This is a genomic window from Peribacillus sp. TE19612, from assembly GCF_056279465.1.
Genome location: NZ_JBWCCL010000008.1, coordinates 66,920 through 83,127, shown reverse-complemented (window position 1 = coordinate 83,127; position 16,208 = coordinate 66,920). Strand labels below are relative to the sequence as shown.

Genomic DNA, 16,208 nt, shown 5'->3' with positions numbered 1-16,208 from the left:
CTGTTCTTCCCTAACCGGAGAAGAACAGGTCCTTTTTTCATTTCAAATGATAAACACGGCATTCATATGGTTGCAGGGGTTTGCTGGAGACTCCTTCTTCCTCCTGATCATAATTGCCGATCAGCTTTGTGGCAGAATATGCATGCAGCTCTTCAGGCAAAGTATAAGAGGCCTGCTCTTCTTTAAAGTTGCATAGCACCAACAGCTGTTCTTCCTCAAACGATCTCGTGTAGGCAAATATTCGTTCATCATCCGGCAACAGCAGTTCAAAACGGCCATAAACGACGATATCATGTTCCTTGCGCAGTTGGATAAGCTTTTTATAAAAGTGAAAAATGGAATTCGGATCATTGTAAGCCTTTTCTGCATTAATCTCGGGAAAATTGGGATTAACCTTAATCCAAGGGGTCCCTTTCGTGAATCCTGCGTTCCGGGAGTCATTCCACTGAATAGGTGTCCTCGCATTATCCCGGCTGTGGGCGTGGATGGCTGACATCATCCGCTCTTTTGACCAGCCATGAGAATGGACGAGTTCGTCATATGAATTCAATGTTTCTATATCCCGGTATTCATCGATGCTTTCAAATGCAACATTGGTCATTCCCAGCTCTTCCCCTTGATATATATAAGGTGTACCTTGCAGCATATGAAGACAAGCGGCAAGCATCTTTGCGCTTTCAATACGATACTTTCCATCATTACCAAACCTTGAGACAACCCGGGGCTGATCATGGTTGTTCCAGTATAAACTGTTCCAGCCATCCCCCTCCAAACCAGTCTGCCACTTAGAGAGGATTCGCTTTAAATCGGTTAGCTTCCATTTATCGTTACTCCATTTCCCTTCTGGTCCCCTCCCCAAATCCATATGTTCGAATTGAAAGACCATATGTAGCTCACCACGATCTTTACCTGTGAACAATTGCGCTTCCTCCGGCGTGACGCCTGGCATTTCCCCAACCGTAATCACGTCATGTCCAGAAAGTGCCCGTTGATTGATTTCCTGCAGAAACTCATGTATGCGCGGTCCATTCAGGAAAAAGGGGCTTCCATCACCATACTGCTTCTCATGATGAACGGCTCCATCTGAATAGCTTTGATCTTTTGAAAGGAAGTTGATGACATCCATCCGGAAGCCATCGACACCCTTATCCAGCCACCAAGTCATGATGCTGTAAACTTCTTCACGGAGCTTAGGGTTCTCCCAGTTTAAATCCGGTTGTTTCCTGCTGAATAAATGTAAATAATATTCATCGGTTGCTTCATCATATTCCCATGCTGAACCTTTAAAAATCGACTCCCAATTATTTGGCTCTTTCCCATTCCTGCCAGGTTTCCAAATATAGTAATCACGTTTCGGATTGTCTTTTGAGGATCTGGATTCCTCGAACCATGGATGTTCATCTGAAGAATGATTGACCACCAGGTCCATCATGATCTTCATTCCACGTTCATGAACGGCCTTTAACAACCTATCGAAATCGGCCATGGTCCCGAATTCAGTCATGATTGCTTTATAATCACTGATATCGTACCCATTGTCATCATTGGGAGATTGATAAACTGGGGATAGCCATATCACGTTCACACCTAGCTCTTGTAAATAATCTAGCTTCATCAAAATCCCGTTTATATCACCAATACCATCGCCATCACTATCCATAAAACTCCTTGGATACACTTGATACACAACTGCCTCTTTCCACCATGCTTTGTCCATGCTTTTCCCCCTTTTTTAGCCGCATTGACACAATCTTTACACCAATACCCTATTATAAAGGGGGAAACTCCAGAATATTCTACTTTTATTCAGCTATTCCCGTTTGAATCATTTCAATATCCAGATCGACCTCAATTGGAATATCGGGATATGCCTCCTCCCAATGTTTTTGATCAAAATTTCTTGTTTTACTTTTAGCATGATCACCGAGTGCAAGCGGATCTATATGGTTCTCCTGAAACATGGTTACCATCTCATTTAATTTTTTGCCAATGACCTGCTCGGCCCTGGCCTCTATTTTATTCAGGTCGACCGCTTTGCCCAAGTCGTAGCCTTGGACCTCTAGCAGACTCGCTTTCATTTTCACTTCAATCCTGACCTTTGGGTCTTGATTGGCATTCGAAATATGATAATGGACACGTGACTCCACGTTATTGATTTCGGTAAAGTCATTTTCCTTCCATTTAATTTCATAACTCCCCAGCTTAAAATTTTCACTAAGGACCTTATATAAAAAGCCGTCTTCATAAGGTATATATTTCCCAATATAGCGATCCGTTTTAAACAAGGCGATCCCCCTTACCCGTATTTGGTCTCCTGTTGTTTCCAATAAGGGCAAGACCGGATCGATCCCTTTACCATGACACGCATATAAATACCTGTGAAGATCTACATCAGGCAAATTAGTCCTTATATTCTGTTCGATCAGCTCCTTCACTTGAACCCCTGGAGTTTTAATCAACTTCGGCTCCATTTTAACTACATCCTCCGCTTTGCCATGAACGACCGCTAAATACAAATCCCTTCCCACCATTGGGTCACGCCTATATGTATCGACATAATCATTCAATCCCTTACTTGCCAATTCTTCACCATATAGAGTGACTGTCAGTCTCCCGCCGACAATCGGATATGGTGTTTTTGCATTTTCCTGCTGGCGGGCCGCCTTTATATCATGGGAGTCCGCTTCATATACTTCTTTACCCAGATCTGCTTCCTCCCCAGGCTGAGGAACGCTGACAACGACCGTTCCTTTGATTTTCTTGTCTCCGGCATCATCATAGCCTACGACTTCAGCAATTAATATATCTTCTAATATTTGCTTTTCCACGCCGCACGCCGTCATCAAAAAGCTTGCTAATGTTATCAAGAGAAGTTTGATTTTCATGATTTATGCCCCCTGAATTTATAGACGATCGACTGCCATATGAATAAGAGAGGAAGATACAAATAAACGATATAAAAACCAATTTGCGAACTGATCGTGTTAAACTTATTGATCCTATAGCGGTTATCCAAAAAAATGCAGGAAGCCAAAATGATGATCAGAATGAGAACCAACATCTTTTTTTGTCTAAATCCGAATACTCTTTTCGCTGTCCTGCTTGCTGCCCAAACCCCTAGGCAAACATTCGGCAGCACCATGAACAGCCAAACGGAAATCCCTATGTATTCGAACCTTTCAATGAATGGAAGGTCTACAATTTTCCATAACGTCAAAGTTGCCCAAATTACATCTTTCAGCTGATCTTGATGATAGTAGGCTAATGAAACAAGTATGGATACTACATAGATCACCATAGTGAACAACGCCCCTAAGTGGGCCCACTTTTGAGATTTTTTACGATTTTTAATGAAAGGATAATAAATGAGGATTAATTCAAAACCAAGGTAATTCAGGGTCATCTTCTTACAGGCCTTCATGATTTCCAAAAAGGAATGATCAAGAAAAGGACCCAAATTTTCAAAGTGGGCGTACTTCAAAGGGAAATAATTCAAAAGGAATAATGGCGATCCGATCATAAGGCCGATTATGCAAAAACCGGTAATGACCCTGAAACCTCCCTCCACAAAGCGATATACGAGAATTAGAATGATGGTTATCAGCATCAGGACATTGACACCTGGGAACATCCAAACCTGAATGACTTCTAAATAAGTCCTGATAAGAATGATGGAAATCATTATAAAGTAGAGGATGAATAATATATTGAAAGCATTTCCGACCCATTTACCAAACAAATCCTTGTGGATGGCAACCAAATCAAGTGTTTGGGGGCCCCTGCCCAAAAGCTTGAAACACATCCAAAGCAGAACATTTATGATCAACCCTGATATCAGGACCGATATCCATGCGTCTTGGCCAGCCTCTTTCGCTATGATCCGTTCAAACCCCAATATCCCTACTCCAATCTGCATGCCGGGCATGAGGAAAAAAACAAAAAATGGAGATATTTGTTTTGTTTCATTTGGTTTGACTTCCATTCCTTCTCACCGCTTTCTACTTCCTTATTCATCGATATCATTACGGGTGTTTCGTTTTTCCGCCTCTTTCCCTATCCTTAGTGGATTTTCCGTCCGCAGAAACTGCGGGCGTTTTTTCTGCTTTGAAAAAGGGAGGCGAATCAGACTATCTTTAAAGTCATGAATTCTTAACGGGTAAAGCGGGTCTAAATAAGGACTGCCAAGCGAAGTCAATTTCAATAAATGACTTAAAATGAATGCACTGCATAAAGCTATTCCTAACAGCCCGTATAACTGGGCAGCAATTAGAAAGGGAAAGCGGATAAGGCGAATCGTATTGCTGATTTGGTAAATCGGCACCGTAAATGAAGCCAAGGCAGCCAAAGCGACAAGCATCAACAAGACATTACTGACAAATCCCGCTTCCACAGCGGCTGAACCGATGACTATACCGCCAACAATGCCGATGGTGGAGCCAACCTTGGCAGGCAGCCTGACCGCCGCTTCCCTCAGCAATTCGATCGTCCCTTCCAGCACGATCGCTTCCAAGATCGGCGGAAAAGGGATCACTCCCCTGGATGATATTAAGATTGGCAGCAAATCAGTTGGGATCACTTGATAATGATAGGTTAAAACGGCCACATACAGAGGTGATGACAAAACGGAAAACAGCACGGCGAAAAGCCGAATCAAACGGAATGAAGTACCGAGATTCCAAATTTGAAAATAATCTTCAAATGACGAGAAGAATGAAATGATGGTATTGGGACCAACCAATGCATGAGGAGATCCATCCAGCATGATCCCTATTTTCCCTTCCGATAATACACTGGCCAGATGATCAGGCCGCTCCGTATCAATCAATTGCGGGAACATCGAATTCCGATTATCCGTGATCATCTGGCTTACGAACGAAATATCGACGATCGTATCATATTCTATATCTTCTATTCTCTGTATGACCGTCTTGATGATCTGTTGATTTACCACCCCATCTATGTAGAGTACCGCTATCCTTGTTTGCGAGATGCTCCCGACCCTAAATTCCTTGGACTGCAATTCAGGAGTGGGCAATCGGTTACGGATCAGATTCAAATTCGAATCAAGCGATTCAACAAACGCCTCCTTGGATCCAACGACCGTATACTCCGACTCAGGTGTTGAAATTTGCCTTTTCACACTGTGAACACACGGAATGAGCAAACACATTTCATCATCTTGATTGTATTGAATCATGATCGATCCTTCCAAAACCAATCTTTGAATGTCTTTTAAATCAGCCGTCAATTTCATATCTTCCATCGGAATATCGCCTTTTAGTTGCTTAAGGACCTTCTTTGGTTGATTCGACATGACCGCCAATACTTGTTCGTGGAGCTGTTGTACACTGACCAGTGAATTGAAGTAGGAGATGATATAGCCATCATCATTCGGGAATTGGAAGGTAAGAAAATCATTAGATGCTTTAAACTTTTTAAGGAGTTCCTGAAAATCCTTGGAAGTAACCTGAAAGGATGCTGAATCCATTTCCCTCTTGCCCTTAAAAAACCTCACCATCCCACCCCCAATACAAAGTTTTTCGTTCATTCGATTATTGTAACCACCCTATTTAAAGTTAGTCATGTTCCACGGATATCTTTAAAATAGGAAAAGACCTATCCGGAATCCACCGGATAAGTCTTTACTTCTTAATTTTCCAATTATCTTGGACTTGGAAAGATCCGTGTTACAAGTTCACGGAACTCTTCAGCAAATCCTTCAACGGGTTTTCCATTCTCGATATCATTCGCATACCCATCCATTCTTTGAACAAAGTCCGGATTTGCCGACACATAAACTTGGTCTACAGACGGATCTGCTCCCCTTACTGCATCAGCAACCCTTTCTTTAAGGTCATTCGAGATATCCTTTTCCCCGCCGTCTTTTAATACTGCGCCTACATAGGCATTATTTTCTGTCACGATGACATTTGCGTTACTTACTTCCTTCAAAGCTTCGACTCGATTTGAGATATCCTCGGAGACCCTCATACCGTTTACGCCATTATCATTATTATCATTATTGACATTATTAACATTTTGCCTTGTGTCGCCTACATTCATCGGATTATCCAAATTATCCTGATGAGTACGATTCAGGCCAAGATTTTCACTGGCATCTTCTTTATCATTCGTTGCACAACCTGTAATCACTAAAGCCATCATTGCACTTGATACTATCGCTTTATAGTTCATATTCTTCACTCCTCAAAAATCATTTAACATTACTATTTGCGAGGAGTGGGCAGATTATTCAGAAGAAGTGACCTTCAAGCCGATAATTCCAACCAAAATAAAAACGGCGAATACCAATCGCTTCGCATCCTTAGGCTCGTTAAAAACGATGATGCCTACCAGAACAGCCCCAAGAGCCCCTATTCCAGTCCAGATTGCATACGCTGTTCCCATAGGCAGAGTTTTTATCGCCGATGACAAAAAATAAAAACTAATAACCATGCCAGCAATCGTTATGATAGAAGGTAATAATTTCGTAAAACCCTCGGTATACTTTAGACTTGTCGCCCATACCACTTCAAATAATCCTGCAATCACCAATTGAATCCATGCCATCTTTTTCCCCTCCAATTACAGCAAAAGCCCGGGAGGTCATCTTTCATAACCTCCCGGGCTTTTTTCCCTCCGTGTACGCAGATTACTGCGCGTTTCTCTTGGACCATTCCGGTAACATTCAACCGAGGAACCCTAGAAACATAGTATTTCCATACTATATCATGTACATTTCAGATCGGTCAAACACTTATGCATCGCTTCTGTTTCTAAGCTTCCACTTGTCACCTTTTATTGAAAACCAAATATTCTTAAAGGGTTCAGGTATTTCTTTAGCCGCCTCAACCGTATATTGGACAGCCTCTTTTTTATATTCAACATCTTCAGTGATTTCTTGCTGGGTCATGGCGAGTTGGTCCGTTTCCGATTTAATCTGGTCCGTTTTGGCCTGGATGCGTGTAACGGTTTGATTCACATTTTCAATTGTCGGTTTGGTATCCTTAAATGTTTTAAAAGCAAAAAACGCTAAATAAATAATCGATCCGATAAAGAGGGCAAGACTAATATATACAATGATCACCTAGATTCCTCCTTTTATTTTACCTTTACTATACCCGTAATAATTGAGCAGAAAACGAATCCCCATGTATTTTCTTTTATGCCTGGTCATATTATTGAAAGTAAAAGGAGGAATGAAAATGAATCAAATGCCTCTTCTTAAAGCCTGTTTTAAAGCTGGAATCCACTTCATTAGACATATGACCATACAGCAGGCCGCCACGATTGCAGGAATCATTTTTTTAATCATTCATCCAGAAGTTTTCAGCCCCCTTTGGCTTACATTGGCAACATCCGTCTTAATTCTGCTCCTGCTTTGAAGATTGTAAGTATCCCCTGCACACTGGCTGTGTTATGGATTTCTTCGCTGACACCCCATCCAGATCAGTAAAAAATACCGAGGATATGCACCATCATTCTACCCTTGCTTCGGAAGAATGTTCCTGTACGGATCAAACTGCCATGGAGACCCGACCATTACTATTGCTAGGACTGTATCTATGCAGGATTTCAATCTTCATAGCGATGATCTATACAGTTTAATCAATCGTTTGATTAAAACGGAATTGGACTTCAACCCCCTTGTGACAGCTGAGCTTCCCTCCCCCTTCAGATATTGATTACACTCATTTACCATACTATCAAACGGAAAACTATTAGTTTACTCAACAGTTCAGGAATTTGCCCACCACGGCGATTTCAGATGCAATGGAAGGGTTGAGCAATCACCTTAAGTTTTAAACAAACAATGAAGACTGTAGGCAAAAGGGTTCTATCTAAGAGTTATAACAATTGGAGCGGGTGTGCGAGACTCCTGCGGAAATCGCGTCCAGAAAGAACCCGCTGGCTCAGAAGCCGCCAAGGAGGCACCTGGAATGGCAACGTTCAAATTGTACAAACCGTAAAAAAACTTTAGGCAAATTCGATTTTCATCGAGTTTATCTAAAGCCTGAAGCCCCTCTAAAATGGCTCTTTTCATTAATATAATGGTTGTGTGTTCTGACAGGGTGGAAATGCATTTATATCCTGAATCATATAAAAATCGTATTGTTTTAAGGCGAATTGTGCTTGATACATATATTCAATAACAAGAAGCTTTTCACCTGAAGTACCACACAAAACACCTGACGTCCCTTGTCCATTCGTTAATGAAATCCCAACAGGCTGACCTATTAAATAGCTAATTTTTTGTTGCCATGGCATAGTCATCACTCCTTCAAGCACATCCTATTAAAAATGAAAAAATGGGTGCCTGTATTTCTTAAAAATTCGCAGTTCGGTTATGAACCGGCGTAACAGACAGTGAACAACACTTACCATTTTATCAAGCTGAAAACTATTAGAAAATTACGAAATTTGTGTATAATTAGGCTATATTCATTAACTCTTAAGGAGGAATCATAGTCATGGATAATCTTATTCAACAGTTCAGGAATTTGCCCACCACGGCGATTTCAGATGCAATGGAAGGGTTGAGCAATCTAGATTCGGCAATAAAGCCCTTAAAGGAAGAATTTCGTATGGCCGGACGAGCTTTGACCGTACAGATTCCCGTCGGTGATAATTCTGCCGTGTTAAAAGCAATCGGTGAAGCCAAGCCTGGGGATATAATTGTCGTTGACAGCAAGGGTGATACATACCGGGCTATAGCAGGAGACTTTGTTGTCGGCATGATGCAGACCATGGAAATTGGCGGCCTCGTAGTCGATGGGGTCATTCGCGACCTTGAAGCCATTAAACAATTGAATTTCCCTGTATTCAGCAAAGGGACGACGGTTGCCTCTAGCGGCAAGGCAGGTGTAGGCGAAACCAATGTGCCCATATCCTGTGGAGGTGTCAACGTATATCCAGGGGACATCATCATAGGGGACATAGATGGAGTCGTGGTCGTGCCCAAAGATAAGGGTGAAGAAATCCTGGTCAAAGCAAAGGATAAAATCACCAAAGACGAACAGCGTGCTGAAAAATATGCCGGGAAGCCTGATGAAATCAGAAAGTATATTGCCATGATGACCAATAAAGGATGACGCATAAAAAAACAGGCAGGAAGCGATGGCTTCCTGCCTGTTCTTTCATTAGTCTTATTTATCGGTCTTTTCTTCCTTAGAGCCTTCTTCATCATATGTGTAATCATAATCAGCAGGATCAATCGGTTTAAAGCCGTTTGGAGTATAGAAACGGAGTAAGTCGCCGTTCACTACTTGGTCGGATAAATTGAGCATCGTTTCAGCTCTCGTTTTATAATTGAGGATGGCATCATTTTCCTCGACCAATTCTCCCGTTTTAGTATCGTAGTATTTCCCTTTAATGGAAGTGACCTCCGGTGTTACAAAATCGCCATTCCTGAAAGGTACCACTTCATTATGATCTTTTGACAATAAATCGGAACCGAATTGTACATAATCTTTAGATTCAATTCCTAACAGATGCAATAAAGTCGGGAGAAGGTCAATCTGTCCTCCGTATTGGTGCATTTCCCCGCCTTCAACACCTGGAACATGGATCAATAATGGTACACGTTGCAATTGGGCATTCTCAAAGGCGCCAACATCCTCGCCAAGAACTTTTGACATGGCTTCTTTATGGTTTTCGGAAATACCATAATGATCACCATACATAACGATTACCGAATTATCATATAGACCGGATTCCTTCAGATAATCGAAAAACTCTTTAAGCGCCTCATCGGCATAGCGTGCAGTTTGGAAGTAACTATCAACGGAAGCATCACCTGTCGTATGCTTACCGATTGTTGCTTTTTCCTGGTCCATTGCATATGGGAAATGATGAGATACCGTTATGAATTTTGTATAGAAAGGCTGTTTAAGCGTTTCTAACATTGGAATCGATTCCTTAAAGAACGGCTTATCCATTAATCCATAACTTAGTACTTCCTCTTTATTTTCCATATTATAATGGTTTGCATCAAAGAACTGATTGAAACCAAGAGACTTATACATATTATCCCGGTTCCAGAAAGATTTGTAATTACCATGGAACACAGCAGATGTGTATCCTTGTTGTCCTAAAATAGCTGGTGCTGCTTGATACGTATTTTGGGAACGGTTTGTGAATGCTGCCCCCTGTGGTAAGCCGAACAGGGAATTTTCAAGCATGAATTCAGCATCCGCTGTTTTACCTTGGCCTACTTGATGGAAGAAATTATCAAAGTGCATGAAATCTGACTTATCTGCTGCAAGTGAGTTTAAAAATGGAGTTACTTCTTCCCCATTCAACTTATAATCGATAAGGAAATTCTGCATCGATTCCAAATGCAGGTAGATGACATTCTTGCCTTTGGCTGCCCCAAAATACTTAGGGTTCGGCTCAGCGCTTGTTGCCTTCGTATAGTTGACGACTTCGGCGATATCCGTGCTGTTTGCAGTCGCACGCTGGGCGTATGTTTTCGTATTCTGAACGGCGTCATAAACCGTATAGTTGAACATGCCCAAGTATTTGACGATATAGTTCCGGTCGAATGTTCTTGATAACAATTGCGGGCGATCCTTTTCAGCAAGTCCCAAATTGATGGCGAAAATTGCTAGTCCCGCTAGGTAAACCATTCCAACTGTACGGCGTTTGACTTTGAAGTCTTCCACTTTAAAGTCTTTGAATCTGTACAATACGATCAAAAGTATCGTATCAAGGAAATAAAATACATCATGGCCTTTAAATAATTCTAAAATACTCGGTCCCAAATCCCCGGCATTTTGCACTTGCGTCAAGGTTGGCAATGTAATGAAATCGGTAAATGACCGGTAATATACAATATTGAAGAATAACCATAAGGACATCAATAGGTTCAACCTGATGATCCATTTAAACGATTTTTTGCCTCTAGCCAATAGTGCCAAGCCAAAGAATAAAATGGCTGAACTAATCGGATTTATAAACAGTAAGAACTGTTGCAGGCCATTTTCAAGACCTAAGTTAAATTCAATTCGATATCCAATATAAGTTTTTATCCAAAACAAGACTACCGCAATAAAGAAAAAGCCTAGTATGTTATCTGCAAATAAATGCCGGCTTTTTTTAAGAAAATTATTCATGCTTTCACCTCTATTAATCTAGTGGTTTATTTATATAAATTTTTACAAACTTACAAAAGACGGAAAATCGGAAACCTTATAATAGCATTCTTTCACTTGGATAGTCAAGATTGTGAAAACCACCTTTTGTCACATCCATAACTCTTATATCCAGAATGCTTCTTTGGCTTATGAACAAGCCTTAGAAAAAATAACAGAGTTTCGCCCGTCTCGAATGTTCAGCGCACCTATAACAAATATATAGGAACTACATGTCTTAATCCAATAAATATTACCGTAATTTTTTGGTGTGACTGCGGATGGCAGTCACTAAATATTTTAACGTCCTTCAGGCTTTTACCATTATAAACGACTCTTTATAAAAAAACCAGTACATTACAAAATATGTAAAGATATAAGCCTTCAATTATTGAAAGCTATGGTTATATCCCAGATTTTATTTCCCGATAATTCGACAGTTGAAAATGGATTACCGGTTACATGGATGCTTTTCTCATCCGCACTTTTGAAACCCCGTGCCTGTAAAAGTTTGACCCGGTCATTATCGCGTCCTGTCACCCTCAAATCCCATAAAATAACAAATGGATTACACGAAGTATCGACATCATTCCCCTCCAGCTTTTTTATTCAGCTTTTTTCAAATAATTTTTCCTAAAAATTAATGACACCGAATTCTCCCCGATAATTTGAAGTGGAGATCATAATATTTTTATCATCCATAAAAGATGCAATTTCCCAAATTTAACATAACTTACGATTTCAAATCGCTCCTGGAACCGGAAAGGATGCAAAAGACAATATAATAGGAAGAAACTGAATTTTTCATTTTGGCTGAAGGGTCAAATTCTGACGATTGCAGCCCATATAAGCCATAGCAGCGGCAACATGCGGAATATAGACCTTGTCCTTTCCCATTCCCCCTTAATTGGGTTGTGGGCGCCTTATTATAAGCTTACCTATGTTCTGCCGAAATTCTTTCCTTCCCCTTTGTTAGTATATTTGTTTCATCCAGCTTTATTATAAAAAATAAAAAATCCTGCCCCTCGATCGAGGACAGGATCATCTTTCATCATGTTTACATTATTTAATGCCTTCTGAAACTTCTTTAACCATAGCGTCAACAGATTCTAAACCGCCGCCTGATAAGTACCAGTAGTTAGGGTCTAGATAAATGATGTTACCTTCTTTAAATGCCTTTGTATTTTTTACAATGTCATTTTCAATCGTCTTTTTTGCTGCAGCTCCATCACCGGCAACTGCATCTCTATCTACAACGAATAGGTAGTCCGGATTTTTTTCAGCAATGTATTCGAAAGAAATACTTTGACCATGTGTCGATACTTCCAATTTATCATCCACTGCAGGTACTCCGAATACATCATGGATGATTCCAAATCTTGAATCAGGTCCGTAAGCACTTACTTTTCCGCCGCTGGAAAGAACGATTAAACCAGTTTTGTCAGTCGGAGCTTTTTCTTTCAAAGCGTTAATGTTTTCTTCAACACTTGCCAACTCTTTAGCTGCTTCGTCTTTTTTATCGAAGATTTTACCCAAAAGTGTTACGTTTTCTTCAAACGATTCCATATACTTTGTTGTATCCACACCTACAAAAACAGTAGGGGCAATTTTGCTTAATTCTTTATATGCTTCAGATTGACGGCCAGAAATAAGGATTAGGTCTGGAGCAATTTCGTTGATTTTTTCGAAGTCAGGCTCTTTTAATCCACCGGCATTTTCAGTTGTACCTTCATATTTAGAAAGGTATTCCGGAAGTCCATCATGAGGGACAGCTGCTACTTCCACACCTAATTTATCAAGAGTATCAAGAGTACCCATATCGAATACAACGACTTTTTCAGGGTTTGTTTTCACTTTCGTTTCGCCTAGTTGGTGCTTAACCGTAATTTCTTCGCTTTTAGCACTTTCTTTTTTCGTGCTTGATTCTTCTTTTTCCTTATCTGATCCACAAGCTACAGCCACTACAGCCAGCATTGCAACCAAAAGCAGTAAGGATAATTTCTTAATCATTATGGTCACCTCGAAAAATTTTTTTATTTAAAATTACATATTGAATCCTCACCATCACAGAGTTCACCTTCAACACTTTTCCTGCCGAATGAACAGGAGGCGGCTAAAGTCTTGGGCGCCCGCCAACTCTTAACTGCCTAAGAAGCGTATAGTGTGACTTCTGGACGGCTATGAATACTGAAGTAATTTAAAACCAATTTTGGAATTGTCTTATGTGAAGTACACACAGATCTTATTGTCATTGATACTTTGGATTTCAATATCCATATCATAAATTTCCTTTAATACATTGGAATTGATGACTTGTTCGGTAGGTCCATTATGAACAACCTTGCCATCCTTCAATGCGACGATATAGTCGGAATAACAGGATGCAAAATTAATGTCATGAATGACGATGATGACCGTTTTCCCCAATTCATCGGCCAATCTCCTCAATACCTTCATGATTTGGACGGAATGCTTCATATCAAGATTGTTCAGGGGTTCATCAAGAAGCACATACTCCGTGTTCTGAGCAATGACCATGGCAATGAAGGCCCGCTGTTGCTGCCCGCCGCTAAGCTGGTCAAGAAACTTATCCTGCATGTCAGCAAGTTCCATATATTCAATCGCTTCATCGACGTATTTCCAATCCTCTTTCGTCAGCTTTCCTTGTGAATAAGGAAAACGGCCAAAGGCGACGAGTTCACGAATCGTTAAACGGATATTGATGTGGTTAGCCTGCTTTAAGATGGCAATCTTTTTCGCAAGTTCATTGCTATTGAATTTCCCCATATCCTTACCCTCGATCAGGACTTCTCCTGAATCCCGGGTAATGAGACGGCTGATCATCGAAAGGACGGTACTTTTCCCCGCTCCATTGGGACCGATGAAGGATGTGATTTTCCCTTTCATTATTTCAATGGAAACATCCTCGACAACTGTTTTATTATTATATTTTTTGAATAAATTTTTCACTTCTACCATGATTTATTCTCCTTTAATAGAAGATAGATGAAATAGACACCGCCGACAAAGTTGATGATGACACTTAAGGTCGTGGAAAACGTGAAGATCCTCTCTACAATGAATTGGCCGCCGACCAAGGCAATCACACTGATCAGCATTGCACCCGGGAGGATATGTTTATGCTGATAGGACTTAATGAATTGATAAGCCACATTTGCAACAAGCAATCCAAGGAACGTGATCGGACCGATCAAGGCAGTCGAAATGGAAATTAAAACCGTAACGACGATTAAAACCCGCTTCGTGACAAAATCATAATCCACACCCAAGTTTATGGCTTGGTCCCTCCCTAGGGACATGACATCTAAATACTTCAGAAATCTCATGAAATATATCATTGCCGCAATCATGAGGATAATAGCTAACGTTAACAGGTCCGTGTTGACATTATTGAAGCTGGCGAACATTTTATTTTGAATGATTTGGAATTCATTCGGGTCAATCAATACCTGCATGAATGAAGACATGCTGCCGAATAAGGTTCCGAAGATGATACCGATCAGCAATAGGAAGTAAATATTGCGGTTTTTCTTGAACATGAACTTGAACAGCAGGCTTGCAAAAATGAGCATGGCCGCAAGTGTTATCAGGAAATTGAGATTTTTATTCATGATCATGATATGCGTTGAACCGAAGATGAAAATCACTCCCGTTTGAATCAGCATATACATGGAGTCCAACCCTAAAATGCTTGGCGTCAGGATTTTATTATTCGTGACCGTCTGGAAAATTACTGTTGAAAAAGCAATTGCACAGCCAACCACGATGATGGCGATGATTTTTATGACCCTTCTCGGCAGTGCATAATCCCAATTCGGGCCAAGGTCCCAAAAGATATAACCTGCCGTTAAAGCAGCTGCAAGAACAGCCAATATAATGATCCTACTTTTATTATTCATATGCCTTTCTCCTCAGTATCAGATAGATAAATACGGCGCTTCCTATCACACCAACCACGAGTCCGATCGGGATTTCAAATGGATATATGAGGATCCTGCCCAGAATATCGCAGATCAATAGGAAGACTGCCCCTAGCAATGCTGTATGAGAAAGACTCTTTTTCAAATTGTCACCAAGGTAAAGGGATACAATATTCGGTACGATCAATCCTATGAAAGGAATCGTTCCCACCGTTAACAAAACGACAGTGGAGGATAATGCCACGATGATCAATCCAAAATTGACTATAAGCTTATAATTGAGTCCTAGATTGATAGCAAACTCCTCACCCATCCCTGCCACAGTGAATTTATTGGCAAAGAAGTATGCGAGAATGACTAGCGGGATACTTAGATATATAAGTTCGTACCTTCCCGACATGATCATCGAGAAATCACCATTCATCCATGTGTTGAGGCTTTGAATCAAATCATATTTATAGGCAAAGAAGGTCGAGATCGATCCTACGATATTACCAAACATCAAACCAACCAATGGAATGAAGATCGTATCCTTATATTTCACTTGATCAAGAATTTTCATGAACAAGAATGTACCTGCCAAAGCGAATATGAAAGCGAATGCCATTTTCTCAATAAGTGCTGCCGATGGAAAAATGATAATGGCAAGAAGAAGTCCCAGCCTTGCAGAGTCCATGGTACCGGCAGTCGTCGGGGATACAAATTTATTGCGGCTCAATTGCTGCATGATCAGACCGCTTATACTCATCACAATACCGGCAATGACTATGGTCACCATTCTGGGGAAACGGCTTTGCAGCATGATTTGCACTTTATCATCACTGAGATTCAATAAATCCAGGGGGGTAATATCTTTTACACCAATGAATAATGACGTAAATGATAGAACAATTAACGCCATGACTAAATATCTTATCTTCATCTACATTTCCTACTCTTCCTATCTCACTTTAATACAGCGATAATATTTTTAATTAAATATATTTGAATAAAGACTATCATTAAGTCACCTATTGAAACGGGACTCATTAAATTGCAATAGTTACAAGGATCTTCCATTCGTGATAATGAGATTCATTATCATCCATTCTTATTCTATCATTTCTTGGACATGTGTCAATATATACAAGGGAAT

Annotated in this window: 16 protein-coding genes and 1 riboswitch; of the genes, 2 read left to right on the top strand and 14 right to left on the bottom strand. The window is 40.5% G+C overall.

What is annotated here, in order from left to right; all coding sequences use genetic code 11:
* Positions 1–37 precede the first annotated feature (37 nt).
* The 7 genes from ACZ9AO_RS15320 to ACZ9AO_RS15290 form a co-directional block, all read right to left on the bottom strand.
* Positions 38–1,717, bottom strand: coding sequence for a glycoside hydrolase family 13 protein (locus ACZ9AO_RS15320; RefSeq protein ID WP_251540446.1), 1,680 nt, complete (start codon positions 1,715–1,717; stop codon positions 38–40).
* Positions 1,718–1,802: 85 nt separating this feature from the next.
* On the bottom strand, positions 1,803–2,885 hold the full coding sequence (locus tag ACZ9AO_RS15315; RefSeq protein ID WP_251540448.1) for a Ger(x)C family spore germination protein: 1,083 nt from the start codon (positions 2,883–2,885) through the stop codon (positions 1,803–1,805).
* On the bottom strand, positions 2,882–3,982 hold the full coding sequence (locus ACZ9AO_RS15310; RefSeq protein WP_251540451.1) for a GerAB/ArcD/ProY family transporter: 1,101 nt from the start codon (positions 3,980–3,982) through the stop codon (positions 2,882–2,884). Before ACZ9AO_RS15310 ends, ACZ9AO_RS15315 begins: the two co-directional genes overlap by 4 nt.
* 24 nt (positions 3,983–4,006) lie before the next feature.
* Positions 4,007–5,518: a spore germination protein gene (locus tag ACZ9AO_RS15305; RefSeq protein ID WP_476109466.1), complete on the bottom strand. Its 1,512-nt coding sequence runs from the start codon at positions 5,516–5,518 to the stop codon at positions 4,007–4,009.
* 143 nt (positions 5,519–5,661) lie between these two features.
* A complete protein-coding gene (locus tag ACZ9AO_RS15300) occupies positions 5,662–6,195 on the bottom strand; it encodes a YhcN/YlaJ family sporulation lipoprotein (RefSeq protein WP_251540455.1) in 534 nt (177 codons plus the stop codon).
* Positions 6,196–6,249: 54 nt separating this feature from the next.
* Positions 6,250–6,570, bottom strand: coding sequence for a quaternary ammonium compound efflux SMR transporter SugE (gene sugE, locus ACZ9AO_RS15295; protein ID WP_251540456.1), 321 nt, complete (start codon positions 6,568–6,570; stop codon positions 6,250–6,252).
* Between the two features lie 48 nt (positions 6,571–6,618).
* A riboswitch (guanidine-I (ykkC/yxkD leader) is annotated at positions 6,619–6,717 on the bottom strand.
* Positions 6,718–6,757: 40 nt separating this feature from the next.
* Entirely contained in the window at positions 6,758–7,087 is a 330-nt protein-coding gene (locus ACZ9AO_RS15290; protein ID WP_072272279.1) for a DUF948 domain-containing protein, read from the bottom strand.
* Positions 7,088–7,205: 118 nt separating this feature from the next.
* Here ACZ9AO_RS15290 and ACZ9AO_RS15285 point away from each other — a divergent pair, with 118 nt between their 5' ends.
* The gene (locus ACZ9AO_RS15285) at positions 7,206–7,385 is read left to right on the top strand and encodes a hypothetical protein (protein WP_034310080.1); all 180 of its coding nucleotides are present in this window, start codon (positions 7,206–7,208) and stop codon (positions 7,383–7,385) included.
* Between the two features lie 658 nt (positions 7,386–8,043).
* Here ACZ9AO_RS15285 and ACZ9AO_RS15280 read toward each other — a convergent pair.
* On the bottom strand, positions 8,044–8,268 hold the full coding sequence (locus tag ACZ9AO_RS15280; protein WP_072272278.1) for a hypothetical protein: 225 nt from the start codon (positions 8,266–8,268) through the stop codon (positions 8,044–8,046).
* A gap of 203 nt (positions 8,269–8,471) precedes the next feature.
* On the opposite strand from ACZ9AO_RS15280, the gene ACZ9AO_RS15275 reads away from it, so the two are divergent.
* On the top strand, positions 8,472–9,092 hold the full coding sequence (locus ACZ9AO_RS15275; RefSeq protein ID WP_476109386.1) for an RraA family protein: 621 nt from the start codon (positions 8,472–8,474) through the stop codon (positions 9,090–9,092).
* 54 nt (positions 9,093–9,146) lie between these two features.
* On the opposite strand, the gene ltaS is transcribed toward ACZ9AO_RS15275, so the two are convergent.
* The 6 genes from ltaS to ACZ9AO_RS15245 form a co-directional block, all read right to left on the bottom strand.
* Positions 9,147–11,114 carry a lipoteichoic acid synthase gene (gene ltaS, locus ACZ9AO_RS15270; protein WP_476109385.1) on the bottom strand — a complete coding sequence of 656 codons (1,968 nt, stop codon included), beginning with the start codon at positions 11,112–11,114 and terminating at the stop codon, positions 9,147–9,149.
* Positions 11,115–11,516: 402 nt separating this feature from the next.
* A complete protein-coding gene (locus tag ACZ9AO_RS15265; protein ID WP_476109384.1) occupies positions 11,517–11,672 on the bottom strand; it encodes a hypothetical protein in 156 nt (51 codons plus the stop codon).
* A gap of 522 nt (positions 11,673–12,194) precedes the next feature.
* Positions 12,195–13,139 carry a siderophore ABC transporter substrate-binding protein gene (locus ACZ9AO_RS15260; protein WP_268591509.1) on the bottom strand — a complete coding sequence of 315 codons (945 nt, stop codon included), beginning with the start codon at positions 13,137–13,139 and terminating at the stop codon, positions 12,195–12,197.
* Between the two features lie 213 nt (positions 13,140–13,352).
* Complete coding sequence (locus ACZ9AO_RS15255) at positions 13,353–14,111, bottom strand: iron ABC transporter ATP-binding protein (RefSeq protein ID WP_034310071.1); 759 nt, start codon at positions 14,109–14,111, stop codon at positions 13,353–13,355.
* On the bottom strand, positions 14,105–15,052 hold the full coding sequence (locus ACZ9AO_RS15250) for an iron chelate uptake ABC transporter family permease subunit (RefSeq protein WP_048688138.1): 948 nt from the start codon (positions 15,050–15,052) through the stop codon (positions 14,105–14,107). Before ACZ9AO_RS15250 ends, ACZ9AO_RS15255 begins: the two co-directional genes overlap by 7 nt.
* Positions 15,045–15,995, bottom strand: coding sequence for an ABC transporter permease (locus ACZ9AO_RS15245; protein ID WP_048688135.1), 951 nt, complete (start codon positions 15,993–15,995; stop codon positions 15,045–15,047). Before ACZ9AO_RS15245 ends, ACZ9AO_RS15250 begins: the two co-directional genes overlap by 8 nt.
* Between the last annotated feature and the right edge of the window lie 213 nt (positions 15,996–16,208).

Coding starts and splice junctions, on each gene's coding strand:
- ACZ9AO_RS15320 (WP_251540446.1), bottom strand. CDS start 1,717: ATGGACAAAGCATGGTGGAAAGAGGCAGTTGTGTATCAAGTGTATCCA.
- ACZ9AO_RS15315 (WP_251540448.1), bottom strand. CDS start 2,885: ATGAAAATCAAACTTCTCTTGATAACATTAGCAAGCTTTTTGATGACG.
- ACZ9AO_RS15310 (WP_251540451.1), bottom strand. CDS start 3,982: ATGGAAGTCAAACCAAATGAAACAAAACAAATATCTCCATTTTTTGTT.
- ACZ9AO_RS15305 (WP_476109466.1), bottom strand. CDS start 5,518: ATGGTGAGGTTTTTTAAGGGCAAGAGGGAAATGGATTCAGCATCCTTT.
- ACZ9AO_RS15300 (WP_251540455.1), bottom strand. CDS start 6,195: ATGAACTATAAAGCGATAGTATCAAGTGCAATGATGGCTTTAGTGATT.
- sugE (WP_251540456.1), bottom strand. CDS start 6,570: ATGGCATGGATTCAATTGGTGATTGCAGGATTATTTGAAGTGGTATGG.
- ACZ9AO_RS15285 (WP_034310080.1), top strand. CDS start 7,206: ATGAATCAAATGCCTCTTCTTAAAGCCTGTTTTAAAGCTGGAATCCAC.
- ACZ9AO_RS15280 (WP_072272278.1), bottom strand. CDS start 8,268: ATGCCATGGCAACAAAAAATTAGCTATTTAATAGGTCAGCCTGTTGGG.
- ACZ9AO_RS15275 (WP_476109386.1), top strand. CDS start 8,472: ATGGATAATCTTATTCAACAGTTCAGGAATTTGCCCACCACGGCGATT.
- ltaS (WP_476109385.1), bottom strand. CDS start 11,114: ATGAATAATTTTCTTAAAAAAAGCCGGCATTTATTTGCAGATAACATA.
- ACZ9AO_RS15255 (WP_034310071.1), bottom strand. CDS start 14,111: ATGGTAGAAGTGAAAAATTTATTCAAAAAATATAATAATAAAACAGTT.
- ACZ9AO_RS15250 (WP_048688138.1), bottom strand. CDS start 15,052: ATGAATAATAAAAGTAGGATCATTATATTGGCTGTTCTTGCAGCTGCT.
- ACZ9AO_RS15245 (WP_048688135.1), bottom strand. CDS start 15,995: ATGAAGATAAGATATTTAGTCATGGCGTTAATTGTTCTATCATTTACG.